This is a genomic window from Bacillus sp. MYb209 (assembly GCF_002975175.1).
Taxonomy (GTDB): Bacteria; Bacillota; Bacilli; order Bacillales; family Bacillaceae_G; genus Bacillus_A.
Genome location: NZ_PCNZ01000005.1, coordinates 253,075 through 272,222 on the forward strand (window position 1 = coordinate 253,075; position 19,148 = coordinate 272,222).

Sequence of the window (19,148 nt, forward strand, 5' to 3'; positions counted from 1 at the left end):
CCTAGTACGTAGTAAGTGAAATTATATTAGCGATTCTTAAAATATATCGATTTACCGACAATAATTAGCAATAGTAGCACTCTATATAATTAGAAAAGGCTGTTCCAAAATGTTTTTTTGGACAGCCTTTTCGCTTACTTCTTTACTTCCCTTATTCTCCCTCTTATTTCTCCCTTTTTATTAGATTTCGTATTAACATTTACATATACATTTGCTTGCATTATCTCTTGAAACAAACTGTCAAATGCTCTCCCCTGTAAAGGCCCTTCAAAATCCTCCACTTTAGCCACACCAGTAACGACTCCTTCATTCACACTAATTCCTTGCTCTAACGGACCAAACAAACTTAAAACAACTGGACCAATTTGATTCGCTTTTCCTAAATGAATTTGGCATGACGTGATTTTTTTTATGTTTTTTAATATGACCCGATATTGCAACTTCTTTAAATCTTCACTAAAAATGAGCTCTGTTACACCGTAAGCTTCTGTATTTACAGGAGGTACTTCCCTCTTCCCTGTTAACCTAGCAAAGAAATGTGTTGTCATACGGGCATTCTCCTCATATAAATTTCCCAGCACTACTTCTACTACTTTATGGTTTAGACATAATCATTTATGACTTTTCAATTTTTAATTACGAAGAAAAGGTTCACACAATCTTTACATTAGAATCATTTCTTTTGCTTGATGGCCTCTTGTATAATGCACTTAGAAAAACATTCTAGGAGAATTATACAGTAATCGAAAAAGCGAACAATCATAGACATATGTATTAAAACGTAATTATGTAACAATATGAACCAAAAGAATTTCCAGAAGTTTTCAACGTACCTATTAGACCATTGCAAAGTTGGGATAACCAAGTTGTTTTAACTGCTTACCAAAACCCAAAAGGTAAATGAAAAATGATCTCCACAAGAAGAATTTGTTCAAGATTTAATATCTATCATTCATATATATAGTTGTAGGATATATTGAGTGAGAAAATACAAAAAACGAATGTCGGAGGATAAAGAGGTATGCGAAGAGCGTATTTGATAGAGCTTAAACCGACAAATGAACAAATAACCAAGATCAATCAAACGATTGGAGTGTGTAGGCATGTTTACAATCTGTATCTCTCTAAAAATCAAGAGCTGTATGAATCCGAGGGAAAGTTTCTGAGTGGATATGACTTTTCTAAATGGTTAAACAATGTCTATACAAAAGAATATGACCAATGGATTAAAGGGGTATCTAGTAAAGCGGTAAAACAGGAAATTATGAATGGAGATACGGCTTTTAAAAGATTTTTTAAGGGCTTATCTGGATTTCCCCGTTATAAGAAAAAGAAGAATCAAGATGTGAAGTGCTATTTTCCTAAAAACAACAAAACGGACTGGGCAGTAGAAAGACATAGAGTAAAAGTCCCAACGATTGGTTGGGTGAGATTAAAGGAGTATGGTTATATCCCGAAAAATGGGATTGTAAAAAGTGGAACGATATGTAAAAGGGCAGGGAGATATTTTGTATCTGTGCTTTGTGAATTGGAAGAAAGAGCAACGAAGCCAACACTCAATGAAACAGGTTTAGGTATTGATTTAGGGGTGAAGGATTTCGCTACACGTAGCGATGGTATCGTTCATGAAAACATCAACAAAACAATAAGCGTAAAAAGGATAGAAAAGCGGTTAAAACGTGAGCAACGCTCTTTATCGCGTAAATTTGAAAATGTAAAAAAGAGAGGTGAAACATCTGCTACGAACAAAAGAGCGAATATAGATAAAAACATTCTTAGGGTGCAAAAACTACATGCTCGATTAGCAAATATTCGACTAGAGTATGTAAAGTCTATTGTAAATGATGTGGTGAAAACCAAGCCGACGTTTATTACAGTAGAAGATTTGAATGTGAAAGGTATGATGAAGAATAAACATCTATCTAAAACCATTGCCAAGCAGTGTTTCTATGCTTTTAAAACGTGGCTCTTGACTAAATGCGAGGAATACGGAATTGAATTACGTCAAGTAGATACATTCTATCCATCGTCAAAGTTATGTTCATGTTGCGGTCAAAAGAAAGCGGATTTAAAGCTATCTGACCGAGTATATACATGTGAGTGTGGAAATGTAATGGATAGAGATTTGAACGCATCAATCAACCTTTTACAAGCAAAAGAATATACAATACTAACGTAAATAGATTGTATATATGTACGGTGGGCTACATCGGAATTTACGCCTGTGGAGTGTTATATCAAACTGTAGTAGCGAATGATTGGCGAGACAGGACACATAGAAGCAGGAATACTCTAAAAATATACATTTGTCTATATCTTTAGTAGCAGGTAATTTTGAAAAACAAAAACTATTCTTTTCAATCATTATTAGAGATTTTTCTCGTCTCATTTAAATTAGGACTTACTTCATTTGGTGGTCCTGTCGCCCATCTCGGCTATTTCCACCATGAATACGTACAAAAAAGAAAATGGATGGATGAACGAAGTTACGGAGACTTAGTAGCACTATGTCAATTCCTTCCTGGCCCTGCTAGCAGTCAAGTCGGTATGGGGATTGGATTATTGCGCGGCGGATTATTAGGAGCCATTATTTCATGGATCGGATTCACTCTACCGTCTGTACTCGTTTTAGTTTTCTTCGCTTCATTCCTTAACCAATTCGAGCTTGGAAGTTCTGGTTGGATTCACGGACTGAAGCTCGTAGCGGTCGCAATCGTTGCTCATGCAATATGGGGGATGGCTCAAAAATTAACCCCGGACCGAAACCGGGCAACAATCGCTATCGTAACTGCTGCGATTGTCTTGTTGTGGCCAAGTAGCTGGACGCAATTCATTCTCATTATACTTTCAGGGCTTGTCGGCCGGCTTTTATATAAAGCTCCTCAGAACGCCCAATCATATAAAATACAAGTTTCTATTTCAAAGACGATGGCCAGTTCTTGTCTCATCTTATTCTTCGGACTATTATTATTGCTACCAATAATGCGACCGCTCTCTCCTTTCATCGCATTATTTGATAGCTTTTACCGCTCTGGTTCTCTCGTATTCGGAGGAGGGCACGTCGTACTTCCTCTTCTTGAAAGTGAGTTTGTACAAAACGGGATGATGACAAAAGAACAATTTCTAGCTGGATACGGATTAACACAAGCAGTGCCAGGGCCACTATTTACATTCGCTTCTTATATAGGAGCAGTGCTAAATGGAACCGTCGGGGCAGTTGTTGCAACGATCGCTATCTTTCTTCCTGCCTTCCTGCTCGTTGTTGGCGTTTTACCATTTTGGGACAGTGTAAGGAGAGTATCTTACATACAAGGTGCACTACTTGGAGTAAACGCAGCTGTTGTCGGTATTTTACTTGCAGCTTTTTATGATCCAATTTGGACGAGTACAATTATGAATTCTGTAGATTTCGTTTTTGCTTCTCTTCTATTTTGCTTACTCGCTTTTTGGAAAACACCACCTTGGGTTATCGTTATACTCGGGACCTTCGGTGGATATGTTCTATCCATTTTGTAAGCACAAAAAACGACGGCCCCATTTAGCCGTCGTTTTCCTATTAAAACTTCACAAGCTCCATTCCCTCAGGCAGCTCACTCTCCGTTAAAATACGCAGCTCTTTCACGCGATCCATTACGTAAGAAGAACGTTTCACAAGCTCTGGGTCAATATAAGCTGGATGCACCATAATTTCTACCGTTTGCTCGTCCTGCACTCTTTCCTTTAACTTCACAAAATAATCTTCCGTCACACCGTCAGCGTAAAAATCACTGTAAAACACATCTGAAAATGGGCGCACCGCTCGCTCTTCTTCACAACGACGAATCGGAACATTATATTTAATTGCTAATCTCTCAAGAACGTCGTGTAAAAGCGGTAACCCATGCACGTGATGATGACTATCTAAATGAGTTGGTATTAAACCGTAAGACAAAAATTTCTCAATTTGAGCCGTCCATTCTCTTTCTACCTCTTCTGGACTTATATTTCCTTCCCTTACGACGCTTTGTTTATGAAATGATCCATTGCTGCTTACAAGTGATGGTACGTCCTTGAGGAGCGGTTCTCCTGCCGTTAATACGAGATGAACTCCTACTCCTAACGTTTTATACTCCTTCGCTAAACGTACCGCATGCTCTGTCCCCGGCATATTCATCATCATCGTCGTTGAATTTACAAGTCCATTTATATGTCCATCAATAATGCCGTAATTTGTCCCTTCCGTAAGACCGAAATCATCTGCATTTACAATTAACTTAATCACCTTTATCCCTCCTACTGAAATAAAAAAAGCGGGCTAAATAGCGCCGCTTCTTATTTTTCTACCTTTTTAAAGAACTGTGGAAGATGTTCTTTATGCGCTTCCAACATTTCATCTAAAATTTGTTTTGCAACTTTATCTGATGGTACAAGTGGATTAATTGTCATAGCAAGCAGCGCTTTATGATAATCCCCTGTAACAGCAGCTTCAATTGTTGTGCGCTCAAATGATTTAATTTGCTGTACTAAACCGCGAACCGGTACTGGTAAGTCTCCAACCGCAATTGGTTTTGGACCTTCTTTCGTAATAATACAGTTCACCTCAACAGCAGAATCATGTGGCAAGCTTGCAATTGTTCCGTTGTTTCGTGTATTAACAGGCTGGATATCACCTTTATTATTGTAAATAGACGTAATTAAGCTACATGCTGCGTCACTATAATAAGCTCCGCCGCGTTTTTCTAATTGTGGTGGCTTAATATCTAAATTCGGGTCTTTATATAACTCGAATAAATCATCTTCTAATTGTTTTACTACTTCTGCACGTGTACCTTTTTCAATCGAAGCTTCTTTCTCTTCTTCTAACATTTCACGTGTTTTATAGTAGTAACGATGGTATGGACACGGAATTGCACGAAGACCGCGAATAAAGTCTGGCTCCCAGTTAAGCGCAGTAATGTTTTCCATCGTAATTTGCTTTTCTGGATCTGTTACAAGTTCTAGTACTCGATCCATTACGCTTACTCCATCTAAGTATACATCTAATCCGTATACCATATGATTTAAACCAGCGAAATCAACGTGTACCCGGCTTGCATCTACTTCAAGTAATCTTGCAAGACCCATACGAATTCCGATTGGAACGTTACATAGACCAACTACTCGTTGAATGTTCGTGTAGCGAAGTACAGCTTCTGTTACCATACCTGCTGGGTTTGCGAAGTTAATAAGCCATGCATTTGGACATAGTTCCTCCATGTCCTTACAAATATCTAAAATAACAGGAATCGTTCTCAGTGCTTTAAATAAACCACCAGGACCATTCGTTTCCTGGCCAATTACATCATATTTTAATGGAATTGCTTCATCTTTTGCACGAGCTTCTAATAAACCAACGCGAAGCTGCGTTGTTACGAAGTCAGCACCCTTTAATGCCTCACGGCGATCAAGTGTTAAATGAATATCAATTGGTAAACCTGATTTTTTCACCATACGCTTTGCTAAGTTACCAACGATTTCTAACTTTTCTTTTCCTGCCTCAATATCTACTAACCAAATTTCACGAACAGGAAGCTCATCATAACGTTTAATAAATCCTTCAATTAACTCTGGTGTATAACTAGATCCACCGCCGATTGTAGCAATTTTAATTCCAGTCATGCTTTATTCCCCTTTCGCTTCTAGCTTTTTATAAAGGTCAATAAATTCTGCTGCTAATTCTTTTACTGTAATAGAATTCATTAAATGATCTTGTGCATGAATTAAAAGAACACTAATCTCTGTTTTTTCCCCTCTTGCTTCTGATTGTATGAGCTCTGTTTGGAAATGATGCGCTTCATTAATCGCTTCTTTCGCCTTTACCATCGCTTCGTCTGCTTCCGCCATTTTCCCCTGTTTGGCAAATTGCAGTGCCTCCATTGCAAAGCTTCGTGCATTGCCACTATTTAAAATCAATTGGAATGGAATTTGTTCTGCTGTAGTCATCATAATTACCGCCCTCTCTATTATGGTTCAACCGATTTAAATACCCCTTCAGTTTGAACATGTCTATTAAATTATTATTTTATTAATGATAGTTTGGTGTTCTTGTAGATGTATTTCATCTTTTTGAACATGATATAAAAGTTAGTTGTTCTGACGAGCTATAAAAACTCGCCAGAACAATACTTTTTAAAGTGATACTGAATTGTCGCTTGCTTTTGCAGCATCTTTTGACGCTTGTACGTACGTACGGTCACACATTAATACGAATGGATAGTAAATAACTACCGCGATTGCAAAGTTTACTAGCTGCAATGCAGCACCAGCGATGCTTCCGCCTGCTACAAGATAACCACTAAAGATCGGTGGCATTGTCCACGGAACTAAAGCAACTGTTTTTGGTACCCACCCTAAGGAAATTGCTGTATAAGAAGTAATAACTAATACAACTGGTGTAAGTACGAATGGAATAATTAACGCCGGATTTAATACAATTGGCGTACCGAAAATAACTGGTTCGTTAATGTTAAAGAATCCAGGACCAATAGATACGCGGCCTACACCACGAAGCTGTGCGCTTTTTGCAACAAGCATTACTGCTACTAAAAATGCTAACGTCGCACCTGACCCACCGATATAAACGTATACATCAAAGAATGGTTTTGTAAAGATGTGTGGTACATCATATGCAGACATACCATCGTTAAATAATTTAATGTTCTTTTCTAGTGCTGGTAAATAGATTGGATCGATAATACCACCGATAATATTAGGACCATGTAATCCAAAGAACCATAATACGTGAATAAGTAACGCGATAATAATTGCACTTGGTAATGTACCTGCTAAACCTTGTAATGGTACTTGAATTGTTTCAAATACGAATTTATGAATACTTGTTCCTGCTAATTTCACTGCTAATTGAATGCCTGCTGTTACGATTAAAATAACGAATGCTGGTACTAACGCTGCGAATGACTTCATTACTGCTGGTGGAACACCATCTGGCATCTTAATTGTAATATCCTTTTGAACAAAGAATCGAAATACCTCCGTTACAAGAAGAGCAACAATTATGGAAACGAATAAACCTTGTGATCCTGTCCAAGCTAAATCAATACCGCCTTCTTTTGGCGTTGTCGGAGATATAATAATTAATGCACCGAATGTAATAATTGCTGCTGACAACGCGTCTACACCGTAAGATTTTGCTAAATTATAACTTATCCCAACTGCGGCTATGAGAGCCAATATTGCAAAGGATCCTGTCCACATACCACCGCCGACATCTTTCCAAACATCCCCAAATGCACCCTTCATAAGTTTTTGGAATGCATCAACTGGTAAATTATTTATAAGTACCGCAAACGATCCAACTAAAATAAGAGGCATAACTGCGATAAAGCCATCACGGATTGCAACTAAGTGGCGCTGCGATCCAATTCTACCTGCGACTGGGACTAAATACTTCTCCATAAATGCAATAAATTTTTGCATTTCGCTTCCCCCCTAATTATTTTTTAAGTGTTAATGCGTGATCTAAAACTGCTTCTCCATTCATCATGCCGTAGTGCATTGGATTAATAACATCGACTCCAACGTTTTTCTCATCGGCAAGCGTTTTCATTGAAGAAAGCATGTAACGAACTTGTGGTCCTAGTAATAATACATCTGCTTGATCGATATTGTTTTTTACTGCATCCCCAGATACAGCCCAAATCTTTCCTTCTAGACCGCGAGCTTTTGCAGCCGCTTCCATTTTTGTAACTAGTAAACTTGTAGACATCCCTGCTGAACAACATAATAAAATATTCATTTATAAATCCCCCTTGTGTGGTATAAAAAATTTATGTTTTTTATTTTTCTTTACGCTATTTATTAATGCAATTACCGTGCCAACTTTTAAAAACGCCTAAAATCAGCCTTTTTTCGAGTAATTTCTTTGTGTGTTACCGCTTTCAAACAGTGTGTCACCCGAAAAACACACAGTGTGTTATAAAACAACACGCTTTTAACACATAACTGTATGAAAATAGATTAGTGTTTAGCTGTCTAGTTGTATTCAAAACAAAAAAACACTAAAAATTTTTTTTCGCATGAAAATCTAGTAAAAAAATTAAAATATTTCGTCTCGATAAAAAACAACTCTCTCTTGAGTACACTCTTCTATCTATTGTCCAAACAAACTCTATTAAATTACATAGAATAGAATAAAACCATTCGAAAGGGGATTCCTATGCCAAAACATAGAAAAAAGAACAAAATGAAGATTTATAGAATAACAAGCTATAAAAAAGACAAGCGTTCTGAATTAGACTCTGACAAGTTTGAACTAGAACAGCAGGAAACAGAAAATAAGCAGGACAAACAAGATAGACACGATAAACAAGAAAAACAGGACAAGCCAACACAATTAGAACCTATAATAGAAACAAATTCACACAACTTAGATATATGGGATGAAATTTCTCTAAAAGAAATACAAGCTGGTGAACATACAAGTTTATTCGCAGAAAAAAGCAATTATCAAAATATTACTTTGCTACAAGTAAGTGATATCCGTCTATATTTGGACAAACAACTACAATTTAGTTCCGTTGATGAGCAAATTTATCATGAAGCACTTGTACATCCAATTATGTCGAAAGTAATTGATCCAAAACGTGTTCTCATATTAGGCGGTGGCGATGGTCTTGCCTTACGAGAAGTTTTGAAATATGAAACAGCGCTACATGTAGACCTTGTTGATTTAGACGAGGCAATGATTAATATGGCTCGTAACGTACCAGAATTAGTTTCTTTAAACGGAAACGCATTTTCTGATAAACGTGTGAATGTACACGTATGCGATGCAAAGGAATTTCTGAATTCTCCTTCCTCTTTATACGATGTACTCATTATTGATTTTCCCGATCCAGCGACAGAGCTATTAAGCACTTTATATACAAGCGAACTGTTTGCTCGTATAGCTACGTTTTTAACAGAAGATGGTGCGTTCGTCTGTCAATCTAATTCACCTGCTGATGCACCTCTTTTATATTGGAGTATCGGTAACACAATTGAACATGCTGGATTAACTGTGAAAAGTTATCATACAATCGTTCCTTCTTTCGGAACTGACTGGGGATTTCATATTGCCGCTAACTCTGCCTACGTACTCGATCAAATTGAACAATTATATGTAGTGCCATCTCCTCGAACATTGCCTTCTCTTCTTGCTCCTTTATTTCAATTTAAAGAAGAACATCTAGAGCAACGTAACCAAGCTCTTTTAAATTCAGAATCGAACCTTATCCTACATCAATGTTACAAAAAGGAAATGGAGTTTTGACGATATTATAGTAAGGAGTGCTACCCTATGGAATATTCTACTTTCGGTAAGCATATAATAGTAGATTTATGGGGAGTGGATTTTTCCCTATTAGATGATATTCACTTTTTAGAACGCCATTTAGTTGTCGCTGCCGATTACTCTGGTGCACATATTTTAAATGTAAGTACAAAAGAATTCCATCCGCATGGTGTTACAGTATTAGTGTTACTATCAGAAAGTCACCTTTCTATTCACACTTATCCAGAAAAAAACTTTGCAGCGATTGATTGCTATACGTGCGGTACAACCGTTGAACCGCAAAAAACGATTGATTATATCGTAAGTATATTAAAACCAAATGAGATGCATATTAAAAAATTAATTCGTGGTATAGGAGAAATTGTTACTATCGATTAAGTATCACTCTTATTCATTCGTAAAAAGGAGGATTGTAAATACCATCAGTGGAACGAACACTCCACTGATGGTATGGACACATACATAAAAAAACCTTGCATAAGCAAGGTTCATTCAGCTACTGACATCTTCTTATATAATTCTACAAACTCACTCGCTAATTCCTTCACCGTAATTGCGTTCATTAAATGATCTTGCGCATGCACCATCAGAAGGGTAACTTCTGTCTTTTCGCCACCAGCTTCCTTCTGGATTAAATCCGTTTGTAAGCGATGCGCCTCTTTTAATTCATCTAGCGCTTCTTGTAATTTAGCCTCTGCTTCTGTAAACTCCCCGCGCTTTGCGCAATCAATTGCTTCCATTGAACAACTTCTCGCATTTCCCCCATGCAAGATTAAATGAAAAACTTTCGTCTCTATCGTATCCATTTTAGTTCTTTACTCCCCCTTTTCTTCCGCTACTTTTTGCTTATCCCATATTTTTAAGAATGGCAAGTAAATAAAGAATGCAAGCGCAAAGTTAACGAGTTGCAAAACAACCCCTGAAATTTTCCCGCCTGATCCTAAATATCCACTAAAAAGAATAGGTGTAGTCCAAGGTACAGCAGCTCCGCTCGGACGTGCAACCCATCCCCATTCCATTGCAAAATAAGAAACAACCGTTAACACGACTGGAACCAGTATAAATGGAATAAGTAAAAGTGGGTTCATTACAATCGGCATTCCGAAAGTCACCATTTCATTAATATTAAAAATACCAGGTGCAATCGACAATCTTCCTAAACTTTTCAATTGCTGACTTCGCGCAAATAATAACATTCCTACAACTAAAGCAAGTGTTGCACCAGAACCTCCCATATAAATCCATAAATCAAAGAACTGTGCAGTAACCGTATTTGGTACATCTTGCCCAGCCTGAAAAGCAATTCTGTTTTGGTCCATTAACGACAACCAAATCGGGCTCATTACACCACCAACAATTGCAGCGCCATGAATTCCACACGCCCAAAGTACATGGACAATAATAACGGCTATTACCGCGCCCCAAAGACTGGCCCCAAGTGCACTAAGTGGTTCTTGTAAAATTTTCCCCACAATATTATGGATGCTGCCGAAAGAAGTATTTTCTATCATTAAGCGCAAGATCCAAATAACAGTTACAACAATAAATCCTGGAATAAGCGCAGCAAATGAACGTGTTACGGCTGGTGGTACCGTTTCTGGCATTTTTATAATCAGCTTTTTTTGTACAATAAATCTATAAAGTTCAGTAGATATAAGTGCTATAATCATCGCAACGAATAACCCTTGGCTTCCCATTAATACAGCTGGTATAGCCCCTTCTACAAGTACACTTTCCTTCGTACTTGGTATTATATATGCAACTTGAAACGGAGTTGCAAGTAAGAATGCCACAAGTGATAACGCCCCTGCCGCTAATGCATCGACCTTATAATATCCCCCAAGTCTGTAAGCGATTCCAAAAGTGGCTATTAAAGACATTATATTAAATGTTGCGCTAACTGGATACCCCAAAGCTTTTTGCCAACTCTCCCCAAACAATCCTGCCATAAAATCATTATATCCTGGTATGGGTAAAGCACTAATAATTAGAAAGAAAGATCCAATAATCAAGAAAGGCATCGTCAAAATAATTCCATCACGAATCGCTTGCAAATGTCTCTGCTCTGCAACCTTACCGGCCACTGGCATCACATATTTCTCTAAAAACTTTATCATCTATCCCACTCTCCTCATGGTTTCATTGACAAAGCCGCTTGTAAGATAGCTTCTCCATTACAAAGCCCGTAATGGATGGATTGAATGACATCAACAGGTATTCCTTTCTCCTTACATAATTCTTTCATTTTCGGTAATAAATAACGTACTTGTGGTCCAAGTAAAAGTACATCCACATCATCGATATGATCTCGCACTTCTGAACCTGATACAGCCCAAATCTTCACCTCTATCCCCCTTGCCTGTGCCGCTTTCTCCATTTTTGTAACTATCAAACTGGAAGACATTCCCGCTGCACAGCAAAGCAAAATATTCATCCTGTTTCCCTCCCTCTTTTTCTAAACCTAAGTTATGGTACAGCCCTTGCCACCACTAGGTTACAAATATATATGTCTAGATTTCTAACTGTATGCCGAGCTTAAAAACAAAATTTTCTCGGTTTTCACGCTATTCCATCTATCGGTATTTTCCTAGTAAAGAAGTCTCTAACTCGCTATAATGATTCAGTATGATTTTTTGTAATCGATAGGAGGGTATATTTATGAAGGCATATCGCTTTCCGCTTATTTTATTATCTTCTATCCTAATTGGTGGTTTCATTGGTTATTTCATGGGTGCCGATGCAGTTGCTTTAAAGCCGCTTGGTGACATTTTCTTAAACTTAATGTTTACGATTGTTGTACCGTTAGTGTTCTTTAGCATCGCGTCATCTATTGCTAATATGGATGGATTAAAACGTTTCGGTAAAATTATGTCTAGTATGGCTGGAACTTTCTTATTTACAAGTATTTTAGCTGCTATTTTTATGATTATTATCGTGAAAGTATTCCCGCCAGCACAAGGTGTTGTATTAGAACTAACGCAGCCTGATAAAGCTGAAAAAGCAGTTAGCGTTGCTGATCAAATTGTTGGTATCCTAACAGTATCAGACTTTTCAAAGTTACTATCTCGTGAGAACATGTTAGCCCTTATTTTCTTCTCTATCTTAATGGGGGTTGCAACTTCAGCAGTTGGTGAAAAAGGGAAACCATTCGCTACATTCCTACAAGCTGGTGCAGAAATTTCAATGAAAGTTGTATCTTTCATTATGTACTACGCTCCAATCGGACTAGCTGCCTACTTCGCAGCATTAGTTGGTGAATTCGGACCGCAACTTCTTGGAACTTACTTCCGAGCAGCAATGGTATACTATCCAGCTTCTCTTATTTACTTCTTTGTATTCTTTACATTCTATGCGTACCTTGCAGGTCGCAAACAAGGTGTACAAGTATTTTGGAAGAACATGGTCTCTCCTACAGTTACATCACTTGCAACTTGTAGTAGTGCCGCAAGTATTCCAGCAAACTTAGAAGCAACGAAGAAAATGGGTATTTCTTCTGACGTTCGTGAAACAGTTGTCCTTCTTGGATCTACACTTCATAAAGACGGATCTGTTTTAGGCGGGGTATTAAAAATTGCTTTCTTATTCGGTATTTTCAACATGGAATTCGAAGGACCGAAAACATTAGCAATTGCACTTGTTGTTTCTCTATTAGTAGGAACAGTAATGGGTGCTATTCCGGGCGGGGGTATGATTGGTGAAATGTTAATCGTTTCTCTATATGGATTCCCACCAGAAGCATTGCCAATTATCGCAGCAATTAGTACAATCATTGACCCTCCTGCAACAGTGTTAAACGTAACAGGAGATAACGCTTGTGCCGTAATGACAGCTCGTCTTGTAGAAGGTAAAAACTGGATCAAAAATAAATTTGCTTAATATATAGAAAGAGGATGTTCGTTTAGAGCATCCTCTTTTTGTCGTTATTTTTCAGTAAATCGATATATTGGAAGTTACGATAGATATATTAACAAAACCGTTAATATAATCCCATCCCGCCACAAATTTGTTATAATCTTCACAAATATTCCACACCTTTCATCCTTTCTCCGTACTATAATCATGTATGGAAAAGGAGATGGACACAATGACACAAAGCGCACCAGAATTTAAAGTTTTGCAAAGCATTGCATTTCTTGCTGTCGTTTTGCAAAGTTCCTTATTATATACAATGAATCAAGGAAATGTCTTACTCGAGCAATCCCTCATTATGGGCATGCTATTTAATCTTGCAAAATTTTCAGCACCTGCATTCATATTTATCGTCGGATTTCACTTAATTCGTCAATATACGAAACAACTCGTTTATACAGAATATATTTATGAAAAAGCCGCACATTTACTCATTCCTTATTTCTTCTGGTCTATTCTTTACTTAGTAACAACAAACGATATTATTACACTACAAGGCGGAATAAAAAGTTTATTACTCGGGACGGCTGCACCTCATCTTTGGTACGTTATTATGATGTTCCAAATTCACTTATTGTTCCCGTTATTATGCACACTATTTTATTGGTTTCAAAAACGAACAGAAAATAAAAAAGACATATATAAATATATGACCATTTTCGCTTGTCTATATTTCTTCTTAATGTGGTACTCTTCTCACTACATTTTTAATGGAGAGAAACTGACTAGTTCAACCATTTTACATTATACAGATCGTTCCTTCTTCTTCTACTCATTCTATTTCGTTATGGGAGGAATAGCTGCTGTAGCATTAAAAACTTGGCGTATATTTGTCATGAAACATATCCCGCTTATAACAATCTTATTCTTTATTTTATTTTTATTTATCAATTATGAGTTATTTAGTTTTTACGGCGTGAACTCTATTCATTTAACTGTTTCTACTTATTTAAAACCATCTATGTTTCTATATATCGTATGCGAAATTATCATACTATACGTGTTGTCTATTACAATTGTACAGCGACGTGGTTTCTTATATAAAGCTTTACGTTTTATCGGAAACTACACGTACGGTGCTTATTTAGCTCATTTTTTCTTCTTACAACTATGTACAAAATTTCTTTCCTTATTCACACTACAAGAAAACACAATATTATATAGCCTATTACTATTTATATTAACGGCCACAATCTCTATTTCAGCAATGGTCATTTGCAGCATACTACCATTTCATACATGGGTTACAGGGCCTTCCCCTACAACTAAGATGAAATGGGTGATTATTTCAATCCGAAAGAACCATGAAAAACTATTCAAACCATATCTTTGATATAATAGTATTTCATATAAGAAAAGAAAGCAGGAGACACCTATGATTAATCAAGTTGGACAAATTATGTTATATGTAAATAACCAAGATGAATCAGTACAATTTTGGACAGAAACAGTAGGATTCCAAATCGTTGCGGAAGAAAATAACGGACAAGGATTTCGCTGGATTGAAATTGCTCCAACAAAAGAAGCTGGAACAAGCATTGTCCTTCACGATAAGGCGTTAATTGCGAAGATGCAACCTGAATTAAACTTAAATACCCCTTCACTTATGTTCTTCTCTAATAACTTAGATCAACTTTATAAAGAGCTTTCTGAGAAAAACGTCACAGTTGGACAAGTTGTAGATTTACCTACTGGTAGAGCATTCAACTTTGCTGACAATGAAAACAATTACTTTGCAGTTATGGAAAAGAAATAAGAAAAAAGTGCCACCCCTAGGGTGGCACTCTATTTTTTACTCTTCTCTAATTCCATTTCAGCTAAAAGCGGTAGTACATTATCGAATATATGCGTATTATTATTTTCACCTGTTACATATCCACCATAATATCTACTAAATACATTATCATTTCGGAATGTAGTCATTCGCTCATACAATTCCTTCGCAAACTTTGTATCACCTGTTTGTAGTACGTACAAAATTGTTAATCCGTAAGATGCTGGTGATTCATAGTTCACAGCTTTTTTTCCCGTTTCTAAGTTATAACGACCGTATAACTTTCCGTCCTCGCTAAATTTCTTCTTTATAAATTCCAAATAAGCATCTGATGAAAGACCGCCTAAACTACGATGATAAGCAACGTATGATTGATCAATAAGATTCACTTCTTTATCGTACGTAAATGTACCATCTTCTTTATACTCTTTCGGAAATGCCCAACCCTCTCTCGGATAATCAGCTAAAAACTGAACAACTTCCTGATACTGCTGTGCAGAAATTTTCCCGTACTTTTTCATATAAGAGAATGCATGAGGATTTATGTAAGATGTTGTTGCAAAGTTATTTTGTTTCCCTGCATCTGCATCATAATAATCCACGTAATAATTATCTTTTTTATTATAACGAAGTACAGCATTGCTCAATTGATCAGCAAGGTTTTTATAGCGCTCTTCCTTATACATTTCATAAGCACGATATAATTGTTCAATAATACGAAGATCATCTATAAGTGCATTTGTGGCTGACTGCATTTCTCCCTTTTCAGAGATTTTCCATATAACGATGCGATCCTTGTGTACAAAATTATTTTGAATAACCTTCACTTGTTCATCAAATAAAGCTTGATCATCTTTATCAAGCGTATATTGTAGCCATAACCCTACAGATTCTGATAAAGCTTCACGGCCCTTCGCTTCACCCGTTCCCGCCTTTGTATCTGCTAAACGGTACGTTGCAAGTGTTCCATTTTCATTCACCATATGTCGTAAAATAAAATGCTCGGTACGATTTCCTTGTAAAGCTGACCAAAATACAATTCCGCCTAAAGCGATTAAGAGAATAACTCCAATCCCTATATATAAACGTTTGCGCAACCTTTTCACCTCCCTATTAAGGCTAACCTTAATTTTACCAGAACATACGCAAATATAAAAAAGACAATCTTTTAGATTGTCTCTCCCACCTTATCCTTCGCAAACCTCTTTAGAAGGTCTATATAGCGATTCCACAAGTCGATCGTATTCACGACGCGTAATTTCTTTATTATATAACTTTAATAATAAATCTCTATGCTCTTTTGAAAATGCCATCTTTTTAATAACTTCAGGATACATAAGACACCCTCTCCATTTCACATAAACTTCTTCATTTCATAAACGTAACACGCCGAGATAGAACTTATGTTCGCATAAAAGATTATAAAATATTCCTCCCTAAAAAACAAACAAAATATTACCTAATAAACATTTCTTTCTTTTTCAAATATTCAAAAACAACATTACCACAATCCCTTTTTTAAATGCATATATATTTTTGGCAGTTTTTTGAATAAATCTTCCAATTCAATCAGAAAATAATGGCAAAAAAGAAGAGGAGTATACATATGGATACCGTAACATTAGCAAGGGCATTTTTTGGTTCTTCATTAGCATTCCACATTATCTTTGCAACGCTTGGAGTCGGGCTTTCTTTAATGATTTTTATAAGTGAAATACTCTATCACTGGAAGAAAGATTCCGACTATGCCATTATGGCAAAAAGATGGACAAAGGCTTTTGCTATCCTTCTCGGTGTAGCAATTCCAACTGGAACAATTGTTGGTGTACAAATTTCACTTCTTTGGCCTGGTTTCGCCAAAATTGTTGGTCAAGTTATTTCCGTTCCGTTTCAAATTGAGATTTTCGCCTTCTTTTTAGAGGCTTTATTCATGTCTATTTATGTATATGCAGCTGATAAACTACCTCCAGTTATGAGATTAATCTCGCTATTTTTCGTTATGATTGGTGCCACTGCATCCGCCGTGCTTATTACATCAGCAAATACATGGATGAATACACCTGCGGGCTTTTCAATGGGGCCAGATGGCTCAGTTTTTAACGTTGATCCGTGGAAAGCTTTCTTTAATCCGAGCTTTGGCACAAGTGCATTCCATGTCGTTATTACAGCCTATACAACTGGAGCAGCTGTTATCGCTTCTATCGCTGGATTTAAATTATTAAAGAAAAATTTAAGTACGCGTGAAATTGCTTACCATAAAAAAGGATTACTGTTAGGGCTTGTCGTTACATTTATCACAGGTGCTACGATGTGGCTTTCAGGACACGAATCTGCTATTGCCCTACATAAACACTCACCTGAAAAACTAGCATCTGCTGAAGCTTTGTTTGAAACGACATCACACGCTCCTTTATCGATTGGCGGGGTTGTGGATCCTAACACACTTGAACTAAACTATGCCCTTGAAATTCCGAACATGCTTAGCTTATTAGTGGGACTAGACCCTAGCACCGTTGTAAAAGGTCTAAAGGAATTCCCGCAAGAAACATGGCCACCATTTTACACACATACACTGTTCAACTTAATGGTCGGCACTGCTGCCTTTACCTTTGCAGTTGCAGCTATTGCCCTCTTATATTGGTACTTTGTTTACCGAAAAAAAGGAGTAGAGTTACCGAAGTGGCTTCTTTGGGGAGCTGCCGCATGTGGACCGGTTATGTTGCTCGGTATTGAATTCGGATGGATTTTTAGTTGTAGTGGTCGTCAGCCCTGGACAATTTATGGCATGCAACGCACAGTAGATGCTTCTACACGCGCTGATTTCGTCGGTCCTTTATTTGTTTTATTCATCATTTTATATATTGGACTCGGTATTTTAACAGTCTTTGTACTACGGACATTCTTTAAGAAACATCCGTTAAAGAATGATTTACATCACGAAGGAGGCGATTCTCGTGCATGAGGAAAGCATTGCAATCATCATCTTATGGGCCCTTATTTTCGTATATAGCATACTAGGTTCTATTGATTTTGGAGCTGGTTTTTGGGGCATGGTATACGCTAAACACCCGACGCTTGCTGCCAAGCTTGCTAATCGGTACTTATCACCAACTTGGGAAGTAACAAATACGTTTCTTGTCTTTGTCGTTGTCGCTTTTCTCGGTTTCTTTCCAAAAGCAGCCTTTACCCTGGCAACCGTTATGTTTGTACCAGTTATGTTAATTTTAGTACTCGTTGCGATTCGCAGTACATTTATGGTATTTGCTTACTCCCTGCCAAAGTACCAACACCTTCTTCGGATTATTTCAGGTATTACGGGGCTCTTAATCCCCGCTCTATTAATTACCGTTCTGCCCGTTACAGAAGGTGCCTATATTACGATGTCTGAAGGAAAAGAAGTGCTCCTTTACGGAAAACTCCTTTCTAGTCCCGTTATTTATTGTTATATGCTCTTCGGACTAACTTCGGAACTATTTCTATCATCTCTCTTTCTTGCTGATTTTGCTAGGGAACAAGGTTCTGAAGATACGTACCGAATTTATAGAAGAAATGCCATCATACTTGGTCCTGCAACGCTCGTGACTGCTATTATCGCTCTCGTTGTAATGGACCCTGAAACACACTGGCTTATGCAAGGACTAATAAAGCAATTCCCATGGTTTACAGTCTCTATCATTTTATTTGTTATCGGATATTCCTCCCTTTGGTGGACAAATAAGAAGTATGGCACACTAGGCTTTCCTCGCATTGCAGTTTTAGCTGTCGTCGCTCAATATGCATTTGCAAGCTACGCTTACGGCGTCGCCCATTTACCTTATATCATTTACCCGGACGTAACTGTATTTACAAGCTTTACGACGGTCGAAACATTCTATGCACTTCTTATTCTTTACGCAATCGGGATTGCAATTTTACTACCAGGATTCATTTTCTTCTGGAATTTATTCTTGAAGGATCGCACTTTTTTGAAGGAAAAATAATAAATGAGGGGCATTCGTATATAGAATGCCCCTCATTTATTAGGCGTCTCTCCTAATAGTTATTACACTACCACTGATACTTGTCCTATAGCTCAAAAAACACATATTCACTCCACTCCATTATATGTCTAGTTCTTCTTATTTTCTGCTGAATATACTACCAATATAAACTTGA

20 protein-coding genes and 1 pseudogene are annotated in these 19,148 nt (G+C 37.3%); 10 read left to right on the forward strand and 11 right to left on the reverse strand.

Going from position 1 to position 19,148, the window contains the following annotated elements; genetic code table 11:
* Positions 1 to 134: 134 nt before the first annotated feature.
* Complete coding sequence (gene exsM, locus CQZ94_RS12535; RefSeq protein WP_002016152.1) at positions 135 to 548, reverse strand: exosporium regulatory protein ExsM; 414 nt, start codon at positions 546 to 548, stop codon at positions 135 to 137.
* A gap of 363 nt (positions 549 to 911) precedes the next feature.
* Between exsM and CQZ94_RS12540 the strand changes: the two are divergent.
* From CQZ94_RS12540 to CQZ94_RS12555, 3 genes and pseudogenes are all read left to right on the forward strand, one after another.
* Positions 912 to 980, forward strand: a pseudogene (locus tag CQZ94_RS12540) (IS607 family transposase); the annotation flags it as partial.
* A gap of 41 nt (positions 981 to 1,021) precedes the next feature.
* Positions 1,022 to 2,179, forward strand: coding sequence for an RNA-guided endonuclease InsQ/TnpB family protein (locus CQZ94_RS12545; RefSeq protein ID WP_105585640.1), 1,158 nt, complete (start codon positions 1,022 to 1,024; stop codon positions 2,177 to 2,179).
* A 155-nt stretch (positions 2,180 to 2,334) separates the two neighbouring features.
* Positions 2,335 to 3,516, forward strand: a complete 1,182-nt coding sequence (locus CQZ94_RS12555; RefSeq protein WP_105585641.1) for a chromate transporter — start codon at positions 2,335 to 2,337, stop codon at positions 3,514 to 3,516.
* Positions 3,517 to 3,556: 40 nt separating this feature from the next.
* On the opposite strand, the gene chbG is transcribed toward CQZ94_RS12555, so the two are convergent.
* From chbG to CQZ94_RS12580, 5 genes are all read right to left on the reverse strand, one after another.
* Positions 3,557 to 4,261 carry a chitin disaccharide deacetylase gene (gene chbG / locus CQZ94_RS12560; protein ID WP_105585642.1) on the reverse strand — a complete coding sequence of 235 codons (705 nt, stop codon included), beginning with the start codon at positions 4,259 to 4,261 and terminating at the stop codon, positions 3,557 to 3,559.
* A gap of 50 nt (positions 4,262 to 4,311) precedes the next feature.
* Positions 4,312 to 5,637: a 6-phospho-beta-glucosidase gene (gene celF / locus CQZ94_RS12565; protein ID WP_105585643.1), complete on the reverse strand. Its 1,326-nt coding sequence runs from the start codon at positions 5,635 to 5,637 to the stop codon at positions 4,312 to 4,314.
* Between the two features lie 3 nt (positions 5,638 to 5,640).
* A complete protein-coding gene (locus CQZ94_RS12570; protein ID WP_000989054.1) occupies positions 5,641 to 5,964 on the reverse strand; it encodes a PTS lactose/cellobiose transporter subunit IIA in 324 nt (107 codons plus the stop codon).
* A gap of 183 nt (positions 5,965 to 6,147) precedes the next feature.
* Entirely contained in the window at positions 6,148 to 7,455 is a 1,308-nt protein-coding gene (gene celB, locus CQZ94_RS12575) for a PTS cellobiose transporter subunit IIC (protein WP_070145495.1), read from the reverse strand.
* A 16-nt stretch (positions 7,456 to 7,471) separates the two neighbouring features.
* Positions 7,472 to 7,774, reverse strand: a complete 303-nt coding sequence (locus CQZ94_RS12580; RefSeq protein ID WP_001023564.1) for a PTS sugar transporter subunit IIB — start codon at positions 7,772 to 7,774, stop codon at positions 7,472 to 7,474.
* A gap of 420 nt (positions 7,775 to 8,194) precedes the next feature.
* On the opposite strand from CQZ94_RS12580, the gene CQZ94_RS12585 reads away from it, so the two are divergent.
* Together CQZ94_RS12585 and speD are read left to right on the forward strand one after the other, a co-directional pair.
* On the forward strand, positions 8,195 to 9,289 hold the full coding sequence (locus CQZ94_RS12585; RefSeq protein ID WP_105585644.1) for a polyamine aminopropyltransferase: 1,095 nt from the start codon (positions 8,195 to 8,197) through the stop codon (positions 9,287 to 9,289).
* Between the two features lie 27 nt (positions 9,290 to 9,316).
* Entirely contained in the window at positions 9,317 to 9,688 is a 372-nt protein-coding gene (speD, locus tag CQZ94_RS12590) for an adenosylmethionine decarboxylase (RefSeq protein WP_105585645.1), read from the forward strand.
* Positions 9,689 to 9,798: 110 nt separating this feature from the next.
* Here the strand turns inward: speD and CQZ94_RS12595 are convergent, their stop codons facing one another.
* The 3 genes from CQZ94_RS12595 to CQZ94_RS12605 are packed head-to-tail and all read right to left on the reverse strand — an operon-like array spanning position 9,799 to position 11,744.
* Positions 9,799 to 10,116 carry a PTS sugar transporter subunit IIA gene (locus CQZ94_RS12595; protein WP_105585646.1) on the reverse strand — a complete coding sequence of 106 codons (318 nt, stop codon included), beginning with the start codon at positions 10,114 to 10,116 and terminating at the stop codon, positions 9,799 to 9,801.
* Positions 10,117 to 10,125: 9 nt separating this feature from the next.
* Positions 10,126 to 11,427, reverse strand: a complete 1,302-nt coding sequence (gene celB / locus CQZ94_RS12600; protein ID WP_105585647.1) for a PTS cellobiose transporter subunit IIC — start codon at positions 11,425 to 11,427, stop codon at positions 10,126 to 10,128.
* Positions 11,428 to 11,441: 14 nt separating this feature from the next.
* Positions 11,442 to 11,744, reverse strand: coding sequence for a PTS sugar transporter subunit IIB (locus CQZ94_RS12605; RefSeq protein WP_105585648.1), 303 nt, complete (start codon positions 11,742 to 11,744; stop codon positions 11,442 to 11,444).
* A gap of 224 nt (positions 11,745 to 11,968) precedes the next feature.
* Here CQZ94_RS12605 and CQZ94_RS12610 point away from each other — a divergent pair, with 224 nt between their 5' ends.
* From CQZ94_RS12610 to CQZ94_RS12620, 3 genes are all read left to right on the forward strand, one after another.
* The gene (locus CQZ94_RS12610; RefSeq protein WP_105585649.1) at positions 11,969 to 13,186 is read left to right on the forward strand and encodes a dicarboxylate/amino acid:cation symporter; all 1,218 of its coding nucleotides are present in this window, start codon (positions 11,969 to 11,971) and stop codon (positions 13,184 to 13,186) included.
* A gap of 208 nt (positions 13,187 to 13,394) precedes the next feature.
* Positions 13,395 to 14,552, forward strand: a complete 1,158-nt coding sequence (locus CQZ94_RS12615; RefSeq protein ID WP_105585650.1) for an acyltransferase — start codon at positions 13,395 to 13,397, stop codon at positions 14,550 to 14,552.
* A gap of 42 nt (positions 14,553 to 14,594) precedes the next feature.
* The gene (locus tag CQZ94_RS12620; RefSeq protein WP_105585651.1) at positions 14,595 to 14,975 is read left to right on the forward strand and encodes a VOC family protein; all 381 of its coding nucleotides are present in this window, start codon (positions 14,595 to 14,597) and stop codon (positions 14,973 to 14,975) included.
* A 29-nt stretch (positions 14,976 to 15,004) separates the two neighbouring features.
* Here CQZ94_RS12620 and CQZ94_RS12625 read toward each other — a convergent pair whose 3' ends face one another.
* On the reverse strand, positions 15,005 to 16,090 hold the full coding sequence (locus CQZ94_RS12625) for a transcriptional regulator (RefSeq protein ID WP_105585652.1): 1,086 nt from the start codon (positions 16,088 to 16,090) through the stop codon (positions 15,005 to 15,007).
* Between the two features lie 90 nt (positions 16,091 to 16,180).
* Complete coding sequence (locus CQZ94_RS31200; RefSeq protein WP_000283176.1) at positions 16,181 to 16,330, reverse strand: hypothetical protein; 150 nt, start codon at positions 16,328 to 16,330, stop codon at positions 16,181 to 16,183.
* Positions 16,331 to 16,599: 269 nt separating this feature from the next.
* Here CQZ94_RS31200 and cydA point away from each other — a divergent pair, with 269 nt between their 5' ends.
* Entirely contained in the window at positions 16,600 to 17,955 is a 1,356-nt protein-coding gene (cydA, locus tag CQZ94_RS12630) for a cytochrome ubiquinol oxidase subunit I (protein WP_105585653.1), read from the forward strand.
* Complete coding sequence (locus CQZ94_RS12635; protein WP_002089640.1) at positions 17,948 to 18,973, forward strand: cytochrome d ubiquinol oxidase subunit II; 1,026 nt, start codon at positions 17,948 to 17,950, stop codon at positions 18,971 to 18,973. Before cydA ends, CQZ94_RS12635 begins: the two co-directional genes overlap by 8 nt.
* Positions 18,974 to 19,148 lie beyond the last annotated feature (175 nt).

What these genes read in the sequence shown, in the direction of transcription:
- exsM (WP_002016152.1), bottom strand. Translation starts at nt 548, where the DNA reads ATGACAACACATTTCTTTGCTAGGTTAACAGGGAAGAGGGAAGTACCT.
- CQZ94_RS12545 (WP_105585640.1), top strand. Translation starts at nt 1,022, where the DNA reads ATGCGAAGAGCGTATTTGATAGAGCTTAAACCGACAAATGAACAAATA.
- celF (WP_105585643.1), bottom strand. Translation starts at nt 5,637, where the DNA reads ATGACTGGAATTAAAATTGCTACAATCGGCGGTGGATCTAGTTATACA.
- CQZ94_RS12570 (WP_000989054.1), bottom strand. Translation starts at nt 5,964, where the DNA reads ATGATGACTACAGCAGAACAAATTCCATTCCAATTGATTTTAAATAGT.
- celB (WP_070145495.1), bottom strand. Translation starts at nt 7,455, where the DNA reads ATGCAAAAATTTATTGCATTTATGGAGAAGTATTTAGTCCCAGTCGCA.
- CQZ94_RS12580 (WP_001023564.1), bottom strand. Translation starts at nt 7,774, where the DNA reads ATGAATATTTTATTATGTTGTTCAGCAGGGATGTCTACAAGTTTACTA.
- CQZ94_RS12585 (WP_105585644.1), top strand. Translation starts at nt 8,195, where the DNA reads ATGCCAAAACATAGAAAAAAGAACAAAATGAAGATTTATAGAATAACA.
- speD (WP_105585645.1), top strand. Translation starts at nt 9,317, where the DNA reads ATGGAATATTCTACTTTCGGTAAGCATATAATAGTAGATTTATGGGGA.
- CQZ94_RS12595 (WP_105585646.1), bottom strand. Translation starts at nt 10,116, where the DNA reads ATGGATACGATAGAGACGAAAGTTTTTCATTTAATCTTGCATGGGGGA.
- celB (WP_105585647.1), bottom strand. Translation starts at nt 11,427, where the DNA reads ATGATAAAGTTTTTAGAGAAATATGTGATGCCAGTGGCCGGTAAGGTT.
- CQZ94_RS12605 (WP_105585648.1), bottom strand. Translation starts at nt 11,744, where the DNA reads ATGAATATTTTGCTTTGCTGTGCAGCGGGAATGTCTTCCAGTTTGATA.
- CQZ94_RS12610 (WP_105585649.1), top strand. Translation starts at nt 11,969, where the DNA reads ATGAAGGCATATCGCTTTCCGCTTATTTTATTATCTTCTATCCTAATT.
- CQZ94_RS12615 (WP_105585650.1), top strand. Translation starts at nt 13,395, where the DNA reads ATGACACAAAGCGCACCAGAATTTAAAGTTTTGCAAAGCATTGCATTT.
- CQZ94_RS12620 (WP_105585651.1), top strand. Translation starts at nt 14,595, where the DNA reads ATGATTAATCAAGTTGGACAAATTATGTTATATGTAAATAACCAAGAT.
- CQZ94_RS31200 (WP_000283176.1), bottom strand. Translation starts at nt 16,330, where the DNA reads ATGTATCCTGAAGTTATTAAAAAGATGGCATTTTCAAAAGAGCATAGA.
- cydA (WP_105585653.1), top strand. Translation starts at nt 16,600, where the DNA reads ATGGATACCGTAACATTAGCAAGGGCATTTTTTGGTTCTTCATTAGCA.